Source organism: Bowmanella dokdonensis (assembly GCF_017254865.1).
GTDB classification, from domain to species: domain Bacteria; phylum Pseudomonadota; class Gammaproteobacteria; order Enterobacterales; family Alteromonadaceae; genus Bowmanella; species Bowmanella dokdonensis.
The window spans coordinates 149,585-167,739 of the sequence record NZ_JAFKCV010000002.1 but is presented as its reverse complement, the minus strand read 5'-3'; the positions used below and the strand labels follow the sequence as shown (position 1 = coordinate 167,739).

Genomic DNA, 18,155 nt, shown 5'->3' with positions numbered 1-18,155 from the left:
CGGTGGCACGGATGCCATGGAGCGGCGATGTACATGAAGTACGCTATGCCGCAGTCAGTAGGAGGCGAAATTGCAGCCATTAAAGAGGGATCCATGTATTCAGTATTACGAAATCTGTTGTTCAGTCTGGACGCCGAACGTTCCCATGATCTGAGTCTGAAATTCCTGCAGGCCAGTCAGCACAACCTGCTTAAAAGACTCTATGCCCAGAGCCTGCCGGACAAGCCGGTGGAAATATTCGGGCTGAGGTTTAAGAATCCATTGGGGCTGGCGGCCGGTCTTGACAAGAATGGCGAGTGTATTGATGCCTTCGCCGCCATGGGATTCGGTTTTATTGAAGTGGGTACTGTGACCCCCAGACCCCAGCCTGGCAACGAAAAACCCAGGCTGTTTCGTCTACCTGAGTCAGCCGCCATCATCAATCGCATGGGGTTTAACAATAAAGGGGTGGACTACCTGGTGGAGCGGGTGAGAGACGCTGAGTATCAGGGCGTGCTTGGCATTAACATCGGTAAGAACAAAACAACGGCCGAAGAAAACGCACTGGACGACTACCTGATTTGCCTGGACAAGGTTTATGCGCACGCCGGTTATGTGACCATTAATATCTCTTCGCCCAATACGCCGGGCCTGCGTAATCTGCAGTACGGTGAGGCGTTGGATTCGTTGTTACGTGGACTTAAACAGGCGCAACAACGACTGAGCGATCAGCATGGCCGCTATGTGCCGATTCTGGTCAAGATCGCGCCGGATCTGAAAGACGAGGAAATTGTCGATATTGCCCGTTCCCTAACCCAAGCCGGAATGGATGGGGTGATCGCCACAAATACCACCTTGGATCGCAGCAAAGTCACAGGCCAGCCTCATGCCGAGGAAGCCGGCGGTCTGAGCGGCTCTCCCCTGACCCAGGCCAGCCTGTTGGTGACACAGAAACTCAGCAAGGCCCTGGACGGGGCCATGCCGATTGTTGGGGTGGGGGGCATCGACTCAGCCGTGACGGCTAAAGCCAGGATCGCTGCCGGATCACCGCTGATCCAGATTTACTCGTCATTGATCTACCAAGGGCCAAAACTGATCCGGGAGATCGTTGAGGCCTTATAATGATCCTGGCCGGATCCTTCGCCGGTATGCGTATAAATTATTAATAAAAAGAGTAGCTTAATATAGTGTTAATGAGTCTGGCAGAGTAGCATAAGCTTGCTTCAGCCACTGTTTATACGCGAGGATTTCATGTTGCAGCCGGATGGCTCTTGGCGCTGGTATTTCGACACTCAACAACAGTCCCTGGCTCTGGTCATGGGCGAGATGCTGTTTGTCACTCCCTATCGCAGCAAAGTGCTGGGCAGGGTACCCGAGTCCGAGGAAGCCTTCGATCTGCAGGACCTGGAAATCTACAGCCTGGTCGGTACCCAGTTGGAGAAATCGACTCTGAGGCTCAATGATGCACAGAAAACCCAACTGGCGCTGAATGTGTGTGCCGTGCAGCGTTTTCATAAACCCATTATGCCCAAGAGCTGGTTTTTCAGCCGCCATGGGGACGCTGGTTACCATCACCAGGTCGCCTGGCTGAGCTCTGCTGAACAGCAGGCCAGGGTATGGGTGGTGGAAGATGTAAGAAGCAGTTGCCTGTGTATGAATCTGGAGCCCAGGTTTGAGCTGGGTAACGGCAAACACTTAAAGCAGTTTGAATTGATTCGGGTGGTTCCCGATTGTCTGCTACCCTGTGTGGAGCAACAGGAACGCCTGAAACGAGCCTGAGCTGGCCTGCAGATTAGCTAGCGCACAAGGGCGGCCGACTTAATCTGCACCCACACCGATTTTCCCTCACACAACCCCAGGTGCACCGCCGAGCGTCGGCTGATTCTTGCCAGTAATGCCGTGTTTCCCACCGACAGACGGACCAGTATCATGGCCCCATCGGATTCTTTTTGCAGGGCCCTGACCACCCCAGGCAGGCGGTTGAGTATGCTGCTGTCCTGGTGCTCGGCCAGCGTCAGGCTGACGTCCCGGGCCAGGATTCTCACCCGCATTGGCCCTGAATGCCAGCTTTCAGATTGGCTGAGCCACAATTCCCCGCCATCAAACGCTATTTTGACTAAGTTCCACTGCTGGTCACGTTCGACGATGCTGCCTTCAAGCAGAACCCCCGGCTCTTCACCAGTGGGTAAAGGACAATCGAGGCTGGCCAGCAATGCGCCGGCTGCGCCCTGTGCCTTGAGTTGCCCGCTCTCCAGTACCAGCAGAGTGTCGGCAAGGCGGCTGACTTCCTCCAGGGCGTGACTGACGTAGAGGATGGGTAACAGAGCGTTGGCTTTGAGTTGCTCGAGATAGGGCAGAATTTCCTGCTTGCGGGCCTGATCCAGAGCGGCCAGGGGTTCGTCCATCAATAACAATGATGGTTTGATCAAAAGGGCCCGGGCAATGGCCACCCGCTGGCGCTCACCGCCGGACAGTTGGTAAGAGCGGCGCTGTAACAGCGGCTCGATGCCCATCAGGTCCAGAATGTGGTGGTATTCTTCATCCGTCACCTGCTGCCAGGCTCTTTTACGTGCATAGTCAAGATTGCCCCGTACACTGAGATGTTCAAACAAGCTGGCTTCCTGGAAGACATAGCCCAGGGGGCGCTTATGAGTGGGTAAACGGTATCCCTTTGCCTGCCAGCATTGATCACCAAGATAAATACTGCCCTGACAGCGCGTTTCCAGGCCGGCCAGGCAGCGCAACAGGCTGGTCTTGCCCGAACCGGATCGTCCAAATATGGCCGTTACCCCCTTCAGGGGAAGGCGGGTATCCAGGCAGAGGGAAAAGCCGTCTTCGGCGAAGTCGAGTCGGATATGGATACGCATCTGATCGGCGTTGGATTCAGGCACCATATTTCATTCCCGACCAGCCGGCACGTTTCTGGACCAGCGACAAGCCCAGTAACAGAGTAAAACATAGCACCAGCATCACACCGGCCAGCCAGTGAGCCTGTTCGTACTGCAGTGCTTCCACATGGTCGTAGAGCTGTACTGAGACCACGCGCGTTTCTCCGGCGATATTTCCGCCTATCATCAACACCACACCAAACTCACCGATGGTGTGGGCAAAACCCAGTACCGCAGCGCTGAAAAAACCACGTCTGGCCTGGGGCAGGGCAATGGTGAAGAATCGGTCCCAGGGACCGGCGCGCAAGGTGGCTGCCACCTCAAGGGGACGTTGTCCCATGGACTCAAAGGCATTCTGGATTGGTTGGACGACAAAGGGCAGGGAATAGACCAGCGAGGCGACAACCAGTCCTTCAAACGTAAAAGGCAACAATCCCAGACCCAAAGCCTGGGTAACCTGACCCAGCCATCCATCCGGCCCCATGGCGATCAACAGGTAAAAACCGATCACCGTTGGCGGCAGTACCAGCGGCATGGCGACCAGAGCGCTGACCGGTGCTTTCAGACGGGACTGAGTCTGTGCCAGCCACCAGGCCAGGGGGGTGACCATCAGCAGTAACAACAGGGTGACCACTGAAGCCAGATGCAGGGTCAGCCGAATAGCCTGCCAGTCCTGATCGGTTAACAGCATCAGGGTTGCACTGCCGGTTTCTCCGGAGGCAGGGTATAGCCATGCTCCCGGATAGTCCTGCGCGCCTTCTCGCCCTGCAAAAACGCCAGCAATTGGATGGCGGCGGGATTGTTTCGTCCTGTGCTGAGCAGTACGGCATCCTGCCGGATGGGTTGATGAAGTGTTGCAGGGATTTGCCAGTACTGATCGGAGGGAATATTCCGGGCAAGCAATTGCGACAGGGCCACAAAACCCAACTCAGCATTTCCCGTGGCGACAAACTGATAGGTCTGGCCAATATTTTCACCCAACACCCATTTATGGCGGGTAAGCTGCGTTAGTTTCAGTGTGTCCAGCACCTGCATTGCGGCAAGGCCGTAGGGGGCCAGCCTCGGGTTGGCCAGAGCCAGTCGGTTGAAGTCGCCCCCGGACAGTATGTCAGCTCCTTGTACGGAGATATTGTCCAGCGCAGACCAAAGGGCAAGGGTACCCATGGCATAGGTGAAGCGTTGTCCGTTTACCGTCAGTCCCGCCTTCTCCAGTGCTGCCGGCTTTTCGCTGTCGGCAGACAGCAATACTTCAAATGGGGCCCCCTGTCTTATTTGCGCATAGAACTTTCCGGAGGATCCAAATGACAGCCCGACCCGATGGCCGGATTGCTGCTGGAAATCCTCAACAATACGTTGCATGGTCTGGCTGAAATTGGCTGCCACGGCAACCTGAGTCTGGCCGGCCAGCAGAGGTCGGGCAAACAACAGCAATATCAGGGCTGCCAGGCGCGGCAGAGGCAACAAATTGGTCACGGGCAATTGTCAGAAACCTTGAATCTTTCCAGTCAGTTATCCTGCGACAAGTGCAGGGAAAGAACAAGTCTTCCTGATTGGGTAGTGCTTTCTGGGCAAAGGCATAAATTGATCCATACAAATGGCTTAGTTTCCCTTATAATTCCGGCCTTTCATTTTACTCAGGGCCTTCATGTATTCATTTGTCGTCACCACCTCCAAGGGACTGGATGATTTGCTGATGCAGGAAATCGCCAGACTCTGCCCGGATCTGCAGCTTAGAACCAAACCCGGCCAGGTGTTGTTTGACGGCGAGTTAAGCCATGCATATCGCCTGTGTCTGTGGTCCAGGCTGGCTAACCGGGTACTGGTGACCCTGGCCGAAGGGGAATGTCAGGATGCGGAGCAGCTTTATGCCCTGGCGTCTAAAGTCAACTGGTCTGCACAGTTTGCAGTGACCGACAGTTTTGTGGTGGATTTCATCGGTACCAGCAAAGCCATCAACAACAGCCAGTTTGGGGCGCTCAAGGTTAAAGATGCCATAGTCGATCAGTTCCAGGAATTGTTTGAACGCCGGCCCAATGTCAGTAAAGACAGCCCCGATATTCGTATACAGTGCCGGTTATGGCGCGACAAACTGGGCATCTACCTGGATTTGAGCGGGGGCAGTCTGCATCAGCGTCACTACCGGCTCAGGGCCGGAAGCGCACCCGTCAAGGAACATATTGCCGCGGCCATGCTCTATCGCAGTGGCTGGACAGTAAATAGGGACAAGGTGCTGGCCGACCCCATGTGCGGCGCCGGCACTATCGTTATCGAAGCAGTCATGATGGCCAGCAATCAGGCGCCAGCTTTGAACCGGTTAAACTGGGGCTTCCACGGCTGGAAAAAGCACCAACCTGAGCTCTGGCAGCGGCTTGTTGATGAAGCCCGTCAGGCGATGTGCGAACCCGTTGAGCGCTTTTATGCCAATGATATCGATCCGGTCATGGTCAGCCTTGCCAGACAAAATGCCTCAACTGCAGGTGTACAGCAGTATATTGAATTTTCCAGCGAGGATGCCTGTGCCTGGCAATGCCCCGCCGGACCGGGTTATCTGGTCACCAACCCACCCTATGGGGAGCGGCTGGGCGAACTGACGCAGCTTCTGCCGCTGTTCAGCGCCTGGGGAGAACAGCTCAAACGGCATTTCGCCGGCTGGCAGCTGTCTATCCTGACGTCCAACCGTGATCTGCTCAGGCAGATGAAACTGATGGCCGGTAAGGACTATAAGTTGATGAACGGCAAGCTCGAATGTCAGTTGGTCAACTTTTCCATGGATGAGAAAAATTGTGAAATCCGCCAGCAAACGGCAGCCGGACAGGATTTTGCCAATCGCCTGGCCAAGAATCTGGTCAAGCTCAAGAGCTGGATTAGGGATCTGGACAGTGACTGTTACCGTTTGTATGACGCCGATTTGCCCGAGTACAACCTGGCCGTGGATCGTTATGCCGACTGGGTGGTGGTGCAGGAATACGCTGCGCCTAAAAATATTCCTGAAAGTAAAACCCGCAAGCGCCTGATGGAGGCGCTGATGCATATTCCTGCCGTGCTGGGTGTCGAGCATGACAAGGTTATCCTTAAGGTACGGCAGCAGCAGAAGGGTAAAGATCAGTACGAGAAACTCTCCACACAGAGAGAATACCTGGAGGTATACGAAAACGGCGCCCGTTTCTGGGTCAACCTGAAGGACTATCTGGATACGGGGCTGTTTCTCGATCACCGTAAGACCCGCCAGATGGTCCGGCAGTGGGCGAAGGGCGCGGAGGTGCTGAATCTGTTTGCCTATACCGGCACGGTTTCGGTTCATGCCGCCCTGGGCGGTGCCAAATCGGTGACCACAGTGGATATGTCCAAGACCTATCTGGAATGGGCCAAACGCAATTTTGACCTGAATGACCTGAACAACCCCTACCAGTACCGCTTTGTGCAGGACAATTGCCTGGAGTGGCTCAAAGGACATTCGGGAAAATATGATCTGATGTTTATCGATCCGCCGTCATTTTCCAATTCCAAGCGCATGGAAGGAACCTGGGATGTCCAGCGGGATCATATTGCCCTGCTGGCCGATGCAAAAGTCTGCCTGAGAAGAGGCGGACGCATTCTGTTCTCAAACAACCTTCGCCAGTTCAAACTGGATGAAGACGGAATGGCTGCGCTGCATCTGAAGGCTGAAAATATCAGCAGCCAGACCCTGCCTGAGGATTTCAAACGCAACCCCAAAATCCATCATTGCTGGGTGATTACCCATGCAGACTAATTGGATTTTGTATGGCACCGAAGGCTGCCATCTATGCGAAGAGGCGTTTGAGCTGTTTAAGCAATCCGCGCCAGACAAGCTAGGCCGATTGGAAAAGGTGGATATCGCCTATGACAATAGCCTGTTTGAACAGTACAAGTTTTCTATTCCGGTACTCAAAGACAGTCAGGGCAGAGAACTGTACTGGCCTTTTGATGCCCAGAGCCTGAACGAGTTTTTATCTTGAGCCTGTTGCAACTGAAAAATGCCCAACTGGCATTTGGCACCCATAAACTGCTGGATAAAGCCGAACTGGTGATCCAGTCCAATGAACGTCTGTGTCTGGTTGGCCGTAACGGCTGTGGCAAATCCACTCTGCTTAAAGTGATAGCCGGTGAGTCGCAACTGGATGACGGCCAGCGCCTGTTAAGTGGCGGTATTGTCATTGCCCGCCTAGAGCAGGACCCGCCCATGCAGCATGAGCAGTCCATTTTCGATTTTGTCGCCGAAGGGCTGGCCGAGTCCGGCGAATTGCTAAAGGCCTATGCCCATCAGATAGCCGAGGTGGAAAGAGACCCCAGCGAAGCAAATCTGAAAAAGCTCGAGCGCCTGCAATCAGAGCTTGAGCACCTGGATGCCTGGCGGTTGGAACAGCGGATTGAGCAGGTACTGCAGCATCTGGAATTGCCGGCCAATGATTCACTGGCCTCCCTGTCCGGCGGCTGGCGACGCAAGGCGGCGCTGGCCAAGGCATTGGTCAGTGATCCGGATATTCTGCTGCTGGACGAACCCACCAACCACCTCGACATACAAAGTATACAGTGGCTGGAAAACGTCCTGCTGGATTTTAAGGGTACGGTGGTGTTTGTCAGCCATGATCGGGCTTTTATCCGCCATATCGCCACCCGCATTCTTGATCTGGATCGCGGCCAGTTGACCAGCTATCCCGGAAACTACGCAACGTATCTGCAAAAAAAAGCCGAAGATCTCCTGGTTGAGGAAACCCAGAATGCCCTTTTTGACAAGCGGTTATCAGAAGAGGAGACCTGGATCAGGCAAGGTATCAAGGCCAGACGCACCCGTAATGAAGGCAGGGTCAGAGCACTGAAAGCGCTGCGCCAGGAACGGGCCCAGCGTCAAAGCAGACAGGGCTCCGCCAGAGTCAGTCTGGCCGACAGCCAGTCTTCCGGTAAGATGGTGTTTGAGACCCAAGGGCTTGATTACCGTATCGGTGACCAACAGATAGTGCAGGGGCTCGATCTCAGCGTTTTTCGCGGTGACAAGCTGGCGCTTATCGGGCCCAATGGCTGTGGTAAAAGCACGCTGATCAAACTCCTGCTTGGTGATCTCACTCCTGATGCCGGAACAGTCCGCCGCGGCACCAACCTGGAACTGGCCTATTTCGATCAGCACCGTCAGGCGCTGGATCCAGACAGCACAGTGATCGATGCGGTGGCCGATGGCAAGAAAGACATTACCATCAACGGACGCACCCGCCATGCCATCAGTTACTTGCAAGACTATCTGTTTACGCCGGACAGAATTCTGGCACCGGTGCACTCCTTGTCAGGAGGTGAGCGTAACCGCCTGCTACTCGCCAAGTTGCTGGCCAAGCCAAGCAACCTGTTGATCCTCGACGAACCCACCAACGACCTGGATGTTGAAACCCTGGAATTGCTGGAAGAAACCCTTACCCAATACCCGGGAACGGTCATCCTGGTTAGCCATGACCGGGAGTTTGTCGACAACGTGGTGACTTCCAGCCTGTACTTCGAAGGCCAGGGCAAGATACGTGAATTTGTCGGCGGCTATGCCGATATCCAGGCCTGGTACGGTCAGCGTCAAAGTGAACAAGAAAAAGCCCGTGTAACGGAAACTAAATCTGCAGGGCAAAGTCAAACCGGCAAAGCTTCTTTGCGTAAGGCGAAGAAGCTATCATACAAGCTGCAACTGGAGCTTGATGAGCTACCCGCCAAGATCGAAGCACTGGAGCAGAAGATCTCGGCCCTGGAAGAAGTCGTGAACGGTCCGGACTTTTTCAAACAGGAAGCCAAACAAACCACCGCTATGCTGGAACAGCTTGCCCACACACAGGAAGAGCTGGAGCAGGCTTTTGCCAGGTGGGAAGAACTAGACAGCATGACCGAGCAGTAAAACAGGATATCCAATGATAACAACAAGGTTACTTCCACTCTCCACCCTCAGCCTCTCCCTATTTGTCTCCGGTCTGACGGCGGCCACCTATCAGGTGGTGGAACTGGGTTCCAAGGACGAGGGGGTCTATAGCTATGCCAATGCCATCAGTGAACAAGGTCAGGTGGCTGTCACGGTGCAGAGTCCCTTTAATCCAGTCATCGATTTGGAGCTACTGAATCTGGAAGAGAATGAGACCCTGCAAGGGCTATTGGATGATCCGGAAGCGGTGATGAACGGCAATATCAGCAGTACTGATCTGGCCATTATTTATAACTATCTGAAAAGCGACAGCCTGCGTAACAATCCCCTTTTCCAGAAGATTGGCAATTATGAGGGACATCTGGCCGATAGCCAGGGCAGCGATCCTGTGGTGGCTTTCGATGTAGTCGAGCCGAGTCTGGGTGAATTAACAGGGAGTACAGATCTTTACCTGTTTGACGTGAATGCTAACGGTATTTCTGTAGGCTCAGCCAGCGCACCATACCGCAAAATAGACTATGTGAACGAGGCTGAGGATAATATTACCTTTGTAGTCAGGGACTTCAGCCGGCGTGGCTTTGTCAAACTGGACAACCAGGTGGTGGAACTTGAGCCCACTGACAGTTCACTGGGTGGACGCAGTGATGCAAGGGCCATTTCAGATAATCTGCTGGTGGCGGGCTTTATGACCATCGAAGCCGGCACCACAGTGGAAGACGCGGTTGAACGTTGTGAAGATGAAGAAATCCGCGGAGATATTCCCGAAGAGGTTTGCAAAAACAACGCCGTCACTAATCTTACCGGGAACGCCAGTCTGGACTCTTTTTACAAGAGTCGCGCAGCTATTTGGGCGCTGGACAGCGAAGGTAATATACTCGAAACTCGTACTTTTGGTCTGTTGTTTGAACCGGCCAGCGACGACACCAACCTGTATGGATCTTATGCGTTGGATATTAACGACCAAGGCGTGGCAGTAGGTCAGGCCAGTCACAGATACCGGGACACGGATTCCGTCACTTCTTTTGCAGCGGTTTTTCATGGTGAGGACCAGGTCAGTGGTTTTATTGACGATCAGGAATACATTGGCAGTACTGCCCTTGGCATCAATAATCACAACCAAGTGGTAGGCCATGCCACCAAGACAATCAACGGTTATCGGCGCAGCAAATTCTATGTCTATGATTTTGATGAACAAAGCCTGACATTTCCTGCCGACTTTTTCCCCGGTTCCGCCAGCGTGGCCAGAGCCATCAATGACAACGGCCTGGTAGTGGGCGAGGGGGAAGTGGAGACTGTTATCGGTAACTCGGTCCGTCGTCGGCATGCCTTTATTTATGACCACAATGAGCAAAGCTTCCAGGACCTGAATGACCTGGTGGCCTGTAACAGCCCCTATACCCTGGTGCAGGGCAACGACATTAACAATGCGGGGGAGATTGCCGCCACGGCAGTGGTCACCCGTGCGCGACTTGACATTACCGGCGAGCCGATACTGGATGAGGCGGGTAACCAGATTATGGAAGATGCAGTAGTCGCAGTAAAACTGGTGCCTGTCCCTGGGGGCGAAATAGACAATTGCGAACTTGAAGAACCAAAAACCGAGCGGCAGGGAGCTGGTTTGGGCTGGTTTATGCTGGCTTTACTGGGATTTGCCGGTATCCGTCGCAAAAACTGATACTTTTACACCTTTGGCTGACAAGGCAGGGCGGGTAACTTCCCTGCTTTTTTTATTTTTTACTCTCTTGGCTATACCTACAGGTACAGTGAAAAGCCTGCCAATACTGGATTATTCCAATTGGCTGAAAAATATTGCATAAATATGACAAATTGATGTAAGGAAAATATAACGCCATTTCAGTTGGTTAAAAAATGTCAATTATTGACTTTCCCAAGTGTCGTTGAACCAATTCACTAAATCCTCTATCACATATAGGTGGTCGCAAGATCACGCCTTCAATCATTATGGATGAGGTATTTAGATGAAAAGACAAAAAAGAGATAAACTCTCTCGGGCCCACGCAAAGGGCTATCAAGCAGGCATCTCGGGTCGTTCCAAAGAAAATTGTCCTTATCAGTCCACCGACATTCGCTCTCAATGGCTAGGGGGATGGAGAGCCGCACAGGAAGATCGAAGTATCGGGCTGGCAAATCGCTAAATCATCAACAACAAAGCCCCAGTAAAGGGGCTTTCGACTGTCTGGGGCCGGTAAAAACGATTAGAAGTTGCTGGTGTCCTGAAACAGACCCACTTTAAGATCCTTTGCCTCGTATATGGGGCGACCATCTACCTCGACTATTCCATCAGCCATCCCCATAAACAGCTTACGCTTGATAACCCGTTTCATGGTAATCCGGTAAGTTACCTTTTGGGCCGTGGGCAGTATCTGGCCGGTAAACTTCACTTCACCCACGCCCAAAGCGCGACCTTTGCCCGGGCCACCGGACCAACCCAGGAAAAAACCGACCAACTGCCACATGGCATCCAGGCCCAGGCAGCCAGGCATAACCGGGTCGCCGGGGAAATGACAGTCGAAGAACCAGAGGTCAGGACTGATATCCAGCTCAGCCACGATCTGGCCCTTGCCGTGCTCCCCGCCGTCCTCGGTAATACTCACAATTCTGTCCATCATCAGCATATTCGGTGCGGGCAACTGGCTGTTGCCCGGTCCGAAGAGTTCGCCGCGGCTGCAGGCCAGCAGGTCTTCTTTACTAAAACTGTTTTTGTCTAAGGTCATAATCCACTTGGTTTATTAAAATCAGCGAACTAATTTAGCGAACACTCGTACGCTAAACAACTCTGAACAGTCGGTTTATCCGAGAACTGCCTGTTAATCCTTCAGATTGCAGGCCTAAGCCCAATAACAGAGCATACTCTTTTGCAACCTTCGCCGGATGATACTTTTGTGAACACAGGTACGGCAGGTGTTCAGCGGGTTGCCCACCACCTGGCTTTATCCTGATCGGTTTGTCTGGCTTCAACCCACCGGTCGCCTGAAGGGGTACCTTCCTTTTTCCAGAAAGGGGCCCGGGCTTTTAGGTTGTCCATAATAAACTCGCAGGCACAAAAGGCATCTCCCCGATGCCTGGCACTGACGCCCACAAAGACGATCTGGTCGCCCAGTGTGAGATTCCCCACTCTGTGGATCAGACGAATACGACCCAGATTCCAGCGCTGGCGGGCATCCTGAATGATGCCTCGCAGGCTCTTATCCGTCATGGCAGGATAGTGTTCGAGAAACAGGGACTCGACGGTGGCATCTTGGTTGAAATCCCGCACCAGTCCCACAAAGGTCACTACTGCCCCATCCTGTCTGTTTCCGGCACACAACTGCAGGTACTCTTCGGCCAGGGAAAAGTTCTCCACTCGAACCTGGATGTAATCCTTGTGCATTCAGCCTCCGGTAACCGGTGGGAAAAACGCCACCTCATCATTGGGCCCCAGGCCATGTCGATCGTCCGCCAGGGTCTGGTTGACCGCCACCAGCGCCTTACCCGGCGCCAGGTATTCCTGCCAAAGTGTGCCCTTTTCCTGTAAGGCCAGACGCAAGTCGGCAACATGATGATAAGGGCCGTCAATCTGCAGTTCGCTGCAGCCGAGTAACTCTCGTAGCTGGGCAAATAACAGTACTTTCATACTTTGGTTTCTCCGTCAGCTGACCAGTGGCCGCTTTTGCCACCCTCTTTTTCCAACACCTTGATGCCATCGATGACCATGTCGGGGTCAACGGCCTTACACATATCAAATAACGTCAGGGCAGCCACAGAAACCGCCGTCAGGGCTTCCATTTCCACTCCTGTCTGCGCCGACACCTTACACAGGCTGTCGATGCGGATTCGGCTGTCAGAACGCTCTGCGGTGAGTTGCACCTCAACCTTTGACAGCATCAGGGGATGACACAAAGGAATCAGCTCGCTACAGCGTTTGGCGGCCTGGATCCCGGCGATTCTTGCCACGGCGAACACATCACCCTTGGCATGCCGGCCAAGGCTTATCATCTCAAGAGTAGCGGGCTGCATCCTGACGTATCCTCTGGCCCGGGCCAGACGACCGCTGCAAGCTTTGTCTGTCACATCCACCATGTTGGCTTCGCCGCGTTTATTCAGATGGGTGAGTCCAGTCATCTGCCTGCCTCACAAACGTGTGCCTGACCGAGGTGGGGTACGAAGTTGCAAGGGCCCTGGCGTCTGTCCAACTGGGGACGAACCAGCGCATACCAGGCTAGTTTGCAGGCGTTGGGTGAACCGGGCATGGCGAATATCAGGGTCTGATTGGCCAGCCCGGCCAGGGCTCGGGATTGCAGGGCGGCACTGCCGATCTCCTGATAGGAGAGCTGACGGAACAGTTCACCAAAACCCTCAATCTGTTTGTCCAGCAAGGGTGTCAACGCCTCCGGCAGACAATCATCGGCGTTAAATCCCGTGCCGCCGCTAATCAGCACTACCTGCGTCAGGGGATCGGCTATCCAGTGGCTCAGTTGCGCTCGCAGCCGGTACCTGTCCGGCTTGCAGATGATCTTTTCCAACGGCTTGTGGCCCGCTGCCTGCAGAGCCTCGAGGAAAAAATCTCCGGCGCTGTCATTGCTGTTATCCCGGTATCCTGAAATAGTCAGTACCGCGATATTCAACGGTATGAAATTAAGTTTTTCTTTATCTTTCATCATGGTGTCCACAAAAGGCTCAACCTGTCATGGCCTGCTGCCAATCGGTTGGAGTATTGAGGTTACAGAGCTGCTCCGGCATGGGGCAGGGTAATGAGTGACTGTTAAGGTACCCCAGCATCTGATGTACTGAGCCCTGTCCTTTTTTTCCCAACAGTCGGTTCAGGTAACTTACCACCTTTTGGCTCACTGGCAGGTACAGCGGCAGATGTGACTCTTCATAGTGGCAGGGCAGGGTCAGTTTGCGTCCGGTGCGCACCAGCAGATTCAGCATGCCGGGTTGCATAAAAGGCATGTCCACGGGAAGTATCAGTAGTTCATCTGAGTATTTCAGTCTGGCCAGGGCGCTGTGGATCCCCCCAAGGGGACCGGCCTCGGGAACAAGATCCCGAATGAAACCAAACTGGTTGCGACTGACCATGACGGTGTCACAGCCGCATTGGAGCAAGAGCTGTCTGGCATGATCCAGTAAGGTACCGCCCAGATAGGGAAGCAGGGCTTTATCCTGCCCCATACGGCTGGACTTTCCTCCAGCCAGTACCAGCCCGGTTAACATTTCAACCTCCCAGCATCGCCAGTTGCTGGGTGGCACCGGTATAACCTTTATCCAGCCAGTGACTGGCCTGCTTATCCGCCAGTAATGACCGGAGTCGCGCCTGCAGGGCGTCTCCCTGTCCTTGGCTGAGAAGATGCTTCAGGGGCAGACCTTTGTCGGCAAACAGGCACAGATGCAGATTACCTTTTGCAGAGACCCGCAGCCGGTTGCAACTGGTACAAAAGTTCCGGCTGTAAGGCATAATCAGACCGATACGCCCGGCATAACCCGGATGGGAAAATTCCTGGGCCGGGCCGGCAGTTCTGTCACGAACCACCGGGATCCAGCCTTCGGCCAACAGCCTGTTCTTGATTGGCTGGCCACTCAGATGGTTGGCATTGAAAAATGCCTGGTTGTCCCCGGTCTGCATCAGCTCAATCAGGCGCAGGGTCACAGGATTGTCCTTCAGCCAGCTAAGTGCCTGGTTAAGCATGCCCTCTGAGTAAGGTTTAAGCAGCACTGAGTTGACTTTGACGCTGATCCGCCTGGATAGGGCCTTGTCGATGCCGCTTAGCACGGTACTGAGCTTGTCATGTCCTGTAATGGCTTGAAACTGTCTGGGATCCAGGCTGTCCAGGCTGACATTCAGTCTCGTCAGGCCGGCGTCTATCCAGCTGTCGATCATCTGTGGCAGCTTAAATCCGTTAGTGGTTAAGGCCACCTGGCGGATGCCGTCGGTGGCGGCGCAGCGCTCGATTATCTGGCTAAGATCTTTACGCAGTGAAGGCTCACCGCCGGTCAGGCGGATCTTGCTGGTTCCCAGGGCTGCAAAGGCCTGAACCAGATGGGTGATTTCCTCCAGGCTGAGGAAATCCCGGTCACCGTCACACTGGTAACCCTCCGGCAGGCAGTAAGTGCAGCGAAAGTTGCAGACTTCGGTGATGGACAGACGTAAATAGTGAAAACGTCGTCCGAAATTGTCTTGTAACATCGGTACCTCAACCTTTCCAAAATCGGGAGGCTGAAGGGTTTCCCCGTCAGCCCTGGCAAACCTTGTTGCGATTTGCGGCCAGGGCCGCCTGCCCATTCATAGCTCTATGGGTTTAGCGGCAAAGGCTCGGTAGCTATCCAATACTCTACATTAGCCCGGCAGGTTAACCATTCCCCAAAGGGGATAGACGAACTATCCCCATGGGAGTGCAGTCACTATGCCTTTGAGTGGGAGACATCGATAAGCTCTACGCTGCCGTCCTCACGCACTTCGGCAATCTGTCCCCTGGGTTCGTCCATAAAGAACAGGGTAACGAAGCCGAGCATGGCGGTGCCGGCAATCACGTAGAAGAAGGTGCTGTAGTCCACAAAGGACAACACAGTAAGGAAGGTGACCGCGCCCACATTGCCATAGGCCCCCGTCATGCCGGCGATCTGACCGGTCAGGCGGCGTTTGATCAAGGGCACCACCGCAAACACCGCTCCTTCACCAGATTGAACGAAGAAGGAACAGGCCATGGCCACCACGACTGCCAGCCAAAGGGGCCACTGGCCGTCTACCATGCCCATCAGCCAGTATCCGGCAGCCAGCCCGGCGGTGAGAAACAGCAAGGTGGACTTGCGGCCAAACTTGTCGGATATCCAGCCACCGGCCGGACGCGACATCAGGTTCATAAAGGCGTAAGCACCGGCCACCAACCCCGCCAGTACCGGATCCAGGCTGAAGGTTTCGGCAAAGAACAACGGCAGCATGGAGACCACAGCCAGTTCTGAACCGAAGTTGGTGAAATAGAGGATGTCCAGCACTGCCACCTGCTTGAAGCGGTATTGATGCAGCTCAGGCACCGGTTTGGTGAATATATCTTTATTGACCTCCCAGACCTTGAACACTTCGAGCAGATACAAGGCCGCCAACGACACGTAAATCAGGTATACCACTGTCTGGGTCAGCATATCGATGCCGGCGGGGGAGAGTTTCCAGGCCAGCAGGGCCAGGGCCGCATACATGGGCAGTTTCATCACCAGCAACAGGAAGAAGTCAGGAACCGAAGTCACCTCCATCGCCCCCAGGTTTTTGGGCCTGAAGTAGGTGGAACCTTTGGGAGTGTTGGATACGTTGTTATAGTAGACAAAGGCAAACACCAGGCTGATGACCCCTGTCAGGCCAATGGCATAGCGCCAGCCGTCCTCACCGCCAAACACTATGGCGATAGTGGGCAGGGTAAACGCGGCGGCGGCCGAGCCGAAGTTGCCCCAGCCACCGTAAATACCCTCAGCCGTTCCCAGTTCATGGTGTGGGAACCATTCAGATACCATACGGATGCCTATAACAAAGCCGGCGCCGATAAAGCCCAGCAAGAAACGGGCAATGGCGGCCTGCACAAAATTGTCTGCCAGAGCAAACATAAAGCAGGGGATAGCACAGACTGCCAGCAGGGTTGAGTACACCAGTCGCGGACCATATTTATCGGTCAGCATGCCAATCAGCACCCGGGCTGGGATGGTCAGGGCCACATTGAGGATCAGCAGCGTTTTGATCTCTTCCGTGGACAGGCCCAGGGACGCCTTTACTGCCTGCAGTAACGGCGCAAAGTTGAACCAGACCATAAAGGTAATAAAAAAGGCCATCCAGCTCAGGTGCAGGACTTTCATCTTTCCGCTAAAGGAAAACAGCTTGAACTTCTCGTGTGTCATGGGGATCTCCACCATTGATAAAGTGAATCTGGTTTGATTCTGTGCCCCTGGTGGCTAAAAAGATTGATGCAGGTCAAAGTCCGATACAGCCTAACTCCAATGCTCAAGCGGACTATCTCAAAAGGGGTAGAGGGAAATAAAAAGCCCCGCAGCGGGCGGGGCTGGAGCACCGGAGAGTCATGATCAAACCGCTCGGAGCTCCAAGGGCACAAGGCAATGTCAGTCTGGTGCAGGGAGAATCAAATTTTCAGGCTCAGCATCAGCCAGATCTTACTGGTATCGGTGGCAAGTTCCTCTGCCTCGTACCAGGCTCCTTTGACCAGCAGTCCCAGCTTGGATGTCAGGGCATAGCCGGCACTGAGATCCCATTCACTGCCGTAATCCAGGTTTTGCCTATCACTGTCAAAGCTGTGGTAGGTCAGATCAACCTTTACCCCGGCTAGATCGGTGCCCAGCCCCAGATACCTGTCCTGAATACCCTGAGCGGGTGTACTGAGGAATTTGTCGGCAAAGCCTTGAAATTTATGCAGGGTGGCAAGAGGAGTAATAAAGGATCCGTTTTCATCTGCTCCGAGTACTTCCTGGCCCAGCTTCCAGCGAACTGACGAGTGTTTGCCGCCAATTTCCACCAGGCTGTAGCTGGCCTGATAATCGCGGGGATTGTCGCCATACTCCTGCTGCCAGGCGAGGCTGGCGGTGATGCTCACTACTCCTACCTGCCCCTGGTAGCGCAGCCCCTGAGTCTGATTTGACAAGGTGGCGGCGTTATCAAAGTCCATCCAGTAGCCGAAGGCGGTAAGCTTGTGTCCGTCGGCAATTTGGCCCGAGGCATTCAGCAAATGGATATTGCCATGCAGATCGCTGCCAGCGCTGTCCTCACCAAAGATGCGGTTCACATTGAACAGGTAGCTGTAGTCCAGCCCTACTCTGTCACTGGCCTGATAGCTAATCCGGTAGCCATCATAAGTTTGCTCATTCTGCCGCCAACCCACGCCACCGACGAAGCGCTGATCGTCCAGGTTGATGCGTTGGCGCCCAAGGTGCAGGCTTAAGTTGTCCTGTTTATAACTTAAGTAAGCCTGGTTCAGCTCGGTACCGGTGGGATCCGCCACCACCGGGCGGTCAGTATTGCCATTGACTGTCGAGTTATAGCGCTCGGCGCCGAGGCTGCTGACATTGTCCAGCTCCAGGGTTGCGGTCAGATGACGATAAGGCGCGCTCTGATAATTGAAACGGCTTCGCAGGGTATTGGCCCAGGCCTGTTCATCCAGACCGTCCTGATCGACCATCTCCAGACGGTAACGAAAATCCACAGCCGCTTTTCCAGAACCAATGGCATCAGAAAGGCTATCGGCGGCCTGGAGGGGCGAGAAAGTAAAGGCGGCCAGCATGGCCAGTGTCAGTGGGGAGCGTTGCATAATGATTCCCTTGATGATTGAACTGGCCTCACTATGGGAATTATCAGGCGGCATTTTCTTGATATAAATCAAACTCTGCAGCCCAGT

Annotated in this window: 19 protein-coding genes and 1 riboswitch; of the genes, 7 read left to right on the top strand and 12 right to left on the bottom strand. The window is 54.1% G+C overall.

Annotation, left to right across the window (positions count from 1 at the left end):
- Positions 1–93: 93 nt before the first annotated feature.
- Complete coding sequence (pyrD, locus tag J0A66_RS03955) at positions 94–1,101, top strand: quinone-dependent dihydroorotate dehydrogenase (RefSeq protein WP_206572832.1); 1,008 nt, start codon at positions 94–96, stop codon at positions 1,099–1,101.
- A 129-nt stretch (positions 1,102–1,230) separates the two neighbouring features.
- Positions 1,231–1,758, top strand: coding sequence for a cell division protein ZapC domain-containing protein (locus J0A66_RS03950; protein ID WP_206572494.1), 528 nt, complete (start codon positions 1,231–1,233; stop codon positions 1,756–1,758).
- Between the two features lie 17 nt (positions 1,759–1,775).
- Here J0A66_RS03950 and modC read toward each other — a convergent pair whose 3' ends face one another.
- From modC to modA, 3 genes are read right to left on the bottom strand one after another with little or no spacing between them, the layout of a single operon-like run.
- Entirely contained in the window at positions 1,776–2,873 is a 1,098-nt protein-coding gene (gene modC, locus J0A66_RS03945; protein WP_206572493.1) for a molybdenum ABC transporter ATP-binding protein, read from the bottom strand.
- Positions 2,863–3,558 (bottom strand): molybdate ABC transporter permease subunit, encoded by a 696-nt coding sequence (gene modB / locus J0A66_RS03940; RefSeq protein WP_206572492.1) that lies wholly within the window; start codon positions 3,556–3,558, stop codon positions 2,863–2,865. The genes modC and modB overlap by 11 nt, the downstream gene beginning before the upstream one ends.
- The gene (gene modA / locus J0A66_RS03935) at positions 3,558–4,340 is read right to left on the bottom strand and encodes a molybdate ABC transporter substrate-binding protein (RefSeq protein ID WP_338143867.1); all 783 of its coding nucleotides are present in this window, start codon (positions 4,338–4,340) and stop codon (positions 3,558–3,560) included. Before modA ends, modB begins: the two co-directional genes overlap by 1 nt.
- Positions 4,341–4,512: 172 nt before the next feature.
- On the opposite strand from modA, the gene rlmKL reads away from it, so the two are divergent.
- The 5 genes from rlmKL (at position 4,513) to rmf (ending at position 10,928) form a co-directional block, all read left to right on the top strand.
- The gene (gene rlmKL / locus J0A66_RS03930) at positions 4,513–6,618 is read left to right on the top strand and encodes a bifunctional 23S rRNA (guanine(2069)-N(7))-methyltransferase RlmK/23S rRNA (guanine(2445)-N(2))-methyltransferase RlmL (RefSeq protein WP_206572490.1); all 2,106 of its coding nucleotides are present in this window, start codon (positions 4,513–4,515) and stop codon (positions 6,616–6,618) included.
- Positions 6,608–6,844, top strand: a complete 237-nt coding sequence (locus J0A66_RS03925; protein WP_206572489.1) for a glutaredoxin family protein — start codon at positions 6,608–6,610, stop codon at positions 6,842–6,844. The genes rlmKL and J0A66_RS03925 overlap by 11 nt, the downstream gene beginning before the upstream one ends.
- Complete coding sequence (gene uup / locus J0A66_RS03920; RefSeq protein ID WP_206572488.1) at positions 6,841–8,751, top strand: ATP-binding cassette ATPase Uup; 1,911 nt, start codon at positions 6,841–6,843, stop codon at positions 8,749–8,751. The genes J0A66_RS03925 and uup overlap by 4 nt, the downstream gene beginning before the upstream one ends.
- Positions 8,752–8,764: 13 nt before the next feature.
- Entirely contained in the window at positions 8,765–10,447 is a 1,683-nt protein-coding gene (locus J0A66_RS03915) for a DUF3466 family protein (RefSeq protein WP_206572487.1), read from the top strand.
- Between the two features lie 304 nt (positions 10,448–10,751).
- Complete coding sequence (gene rmf, locus J0A66_RS03910) at positions 10,752–10,928, top strand: ribosome modulation factor (RefSeq protein ID WP_206572486.1); 177 nt, start codon at positions 10,752–10,754, stop codon at positions 10,926–10,928.
- Positions 10,929–10,988: 60 nt separating this feature from the next.
- Here the strand turns inward: rmf and fabA are convergent, their stop codons facing one another.
- The 9 genes from fabA to J0A66_RS03865 form a co-directional block, all read right to left on the bottom strand.
- Positions 10,989–11,507 (bottom strand): 3-hydroxyacyl-[acyl-carrier-protein] dehydratase FabA, encoded by a 519-nt coding sequence (gene fabA / locus J0A66_RS03905; RefSeq protein ID WP_206572485.1) that lies wholly within the window; start codon positions 11,505–11,507, stop codon positions 10,989–10,991.
- A 191-nt stretch (positions 11,508–11,698) separates the two neighbouring features.
- Positions 11,699–12,163 carry a molybdopterin synthase catalytic subunit MoaE gene (gene moaE, locus J0A66_RS03900; RefSeq protein WP_206572484.1) on the bottom strand — a complete coding sequence of 155 codons (465 nt, stop codon included), beginning with the start codon at positions 12,161–12,163 and terminating at the stop codon, positions 11,699–11,701.
- Positions 12,164–12,406 carry a MoaD/ThiS family protein gene (locus tag J0A66_RS03895; protein ID WP_206572483.1) on the bottom strand — a complete coding sequence of 81 codons (243 nt, stop codon included), beginning with the start codon at positions 12,404–12,406 and terminating at the stop codon, positions 12,164–12,166.
- Entirely contained in the window at positions 12,403–12,894 is a 492-nt protein-coding gene (gene moaC / locus J0A66_RS03890) for a cyclic pyranopterin monophosphate synthase MoaC (RefSeq protein ID WP_206572482.1), read from the bottom strand. The genes J0A66_RS03895 and moaC overlap by 4 nt, the downstream gene beginning before the upstream one ends.
- On the bottom strand, positions 12,891–13,430 hold the full coding sequence (moaB, locus tag J0A66_RS03885; protein ID WP_206572481.1) for a molybdenum cofactor biosynthesis protein B: 540 nt from the start codon (positions 13,428–13,430) through the stop codon (positions 12,891–12,893). Before moaB ends, moaC begins: the two co-directional genes overlap by 4 nt.
- Positions 13,431–13,449: 19 nt before the next feature.
- Positions 13,450–13,986: a molybdenum cofactor guanylyltransferase gene (mobA, locus tag J0A66_RS03880; RefSeq protein WP_206572480.1), complete on the bottom strand. Its 537-nt coding sequence runs from the start codon at positions 13,984–13,986 to the stop codon at positions 13,450–13,452.
- 1 nt (position 13,987) lies between these two features.
- The gene (gene moaA, locus J0A66_RS03875) at positions 13,988–14,956 is read right to left on the bottom strand and encodes a GTP 3',8-cyclase MoaA (protein ID WP_206572479.1); all 969 of its coding nucleotides are present in this window, start codon (positions 14,954–14,956) and stop codon (positions 13,988–13,990) included.
- Positions 14,950–15,100, bottom strand: a riboswitch (molybdenum cofactor riboswitch). (Overlaps the previous gene by 7 nt.)
- Positions 15,101–15,171: 71 nt before the next feature.
- On the bottom strand, positions 15,172–16,650 hold the full coding sequence (locus J0A66_RS03870) for a NarK family nitrate/nitrite MFS transporter (protein WP_206572478.1): 1,479 nt from the start codon (positions 16,648–16,650) through the stop codon (positions 15,172–15,174).
- Between the two features lie 239 nt (positions 16,651–16,889).
- Positions 16,890–18,068, bottom strand: coding sequence for an alginate export family protein (locus J0A66_RS03865; protein WP_206572477.1), 1,179 nt, complete (start codon positions 18,066–18,068; stop codon positions 16,890–16,892).
- Positions 18,069–18,155 lie beyond the last annotated feature (87 nt).

Excerpts from the sequence above, each read along its gene's own strand:
- rmf (WP_206572486.1), top strand. The coding sequence starts at position 10,752 with ATGAAAAGACAAAAAAGAGATAAACTCTCTCGGGCCCACGCAAAGGGC.
- moaC (WP_206572482.1), bottom strand. The coding sequence starts at position 12,894 with ATGACTGGACTCACCCATCTGAATAAACGCGGCGAAGCCAACATGGTG.
- J0A66_RS03950 (WP_206572494.1), top strand. The coding sequence starts at position 1,231 with ATGTTGCAGCCGGATGGCTCTTGGCGCTGGTATTTCGACACTCAACAA.
- modB (WP_206572492.1), bottom strand. The coding sequence starts at position 3,558 with ATGCTGTTAACCGATCAGGACTGGCAGGCTATTCGGCTGACCCTGCAT.
- pyrD (WP_206572832.1), top strand. The coding sequence starts at position 94 with ATGTATTCAGTATTACGAAATCTGTTGTTCAGTCTGGACGCCGAACGT.
- moaE (WP_206572484.1), bottom strand. The coding sequence starts at position 12,163 with ATGCACAAGGATTACATCCAGGTTCGAGTGGAGAACTTTTCCCTGGCC.
- J0A66_RS03925 (WP_206572489.1), top strand. The coding sequence starts at position 6,608 with ATGCAGACTAATTGGATTTTGTATGGCACCGAAGGCTGCCATCTATGC.
- J0A66_RS03895 (WP_206572483.1), bottom strand. The coding sequence starts at position 12,406 with ATGAAAGTACTGTTATTTGCCCAGCTACGAGAGTTACTCGGCTGCAGC.
- mobA (WP_206572480.1), bottom strand. The coding sequence starts at position 13,986 with ATGTTAACCGGGCTGGTACTGGCTGGAGGAAAGTCCAGCCGTATGGGG.
- J0A66_RS03915 (WP_206572487.1), top strand. The coding sequence starts at position 8,765 with ATGATAACAACAAGGTTACTTCCACTCTCCACCCTCAGCCTCTCCCTA.
- rlmKL (WP_206572490.1), top strand. The coding sequence starts at position 4,513 with ATGTATTCATTTGTCGTCACCACCTCCAAGGGACTGGATGATTTGCTG.
- moaA (WP_206572479.1), bottom strand. The coding sequence starts at position 14,956 with ATGTTACAAGACAATTTCGGACGACGTTTTCACTATTTACGTCTGTCC.
- J0A66_RS03865 (WP_206572477.1), bottom strand. The coding sequence starts at position 18,068 with ATGCAACGCTCCCCACTGACACTGGCCATGCTGGCCGCCTTTACTTTC.
- moaB (WP_206572481.1), bottom strand. The coding sequence starts at position 13,430 with ATGAAAGATAAAGAAAAACTTAATTTCATACCGTTGAATATCGCGGTA.
- modC (WP_206572493.1), bottom strand. The coding sequence starts at position 2,873 with ATGGTGCCTGAATCCAACGCCGATCAGATGCGTATCCATATCCGACTC.
- J0A66_RS03870 (WP_206572478.1), bottom strand. The coding sequence starts at position 16,650 with ATGACACACGAGAAGTTCAAGCTGTTTTCCTTTAGCGGAAAGATGAAA.
- fabA (WP_206572485.1), bottom strand. The coding sequence starts at position 11,507 with ATGACCTTAGACAAAAACAGTTTTAGTAAAGAAGACCTGCTGGCCTGC.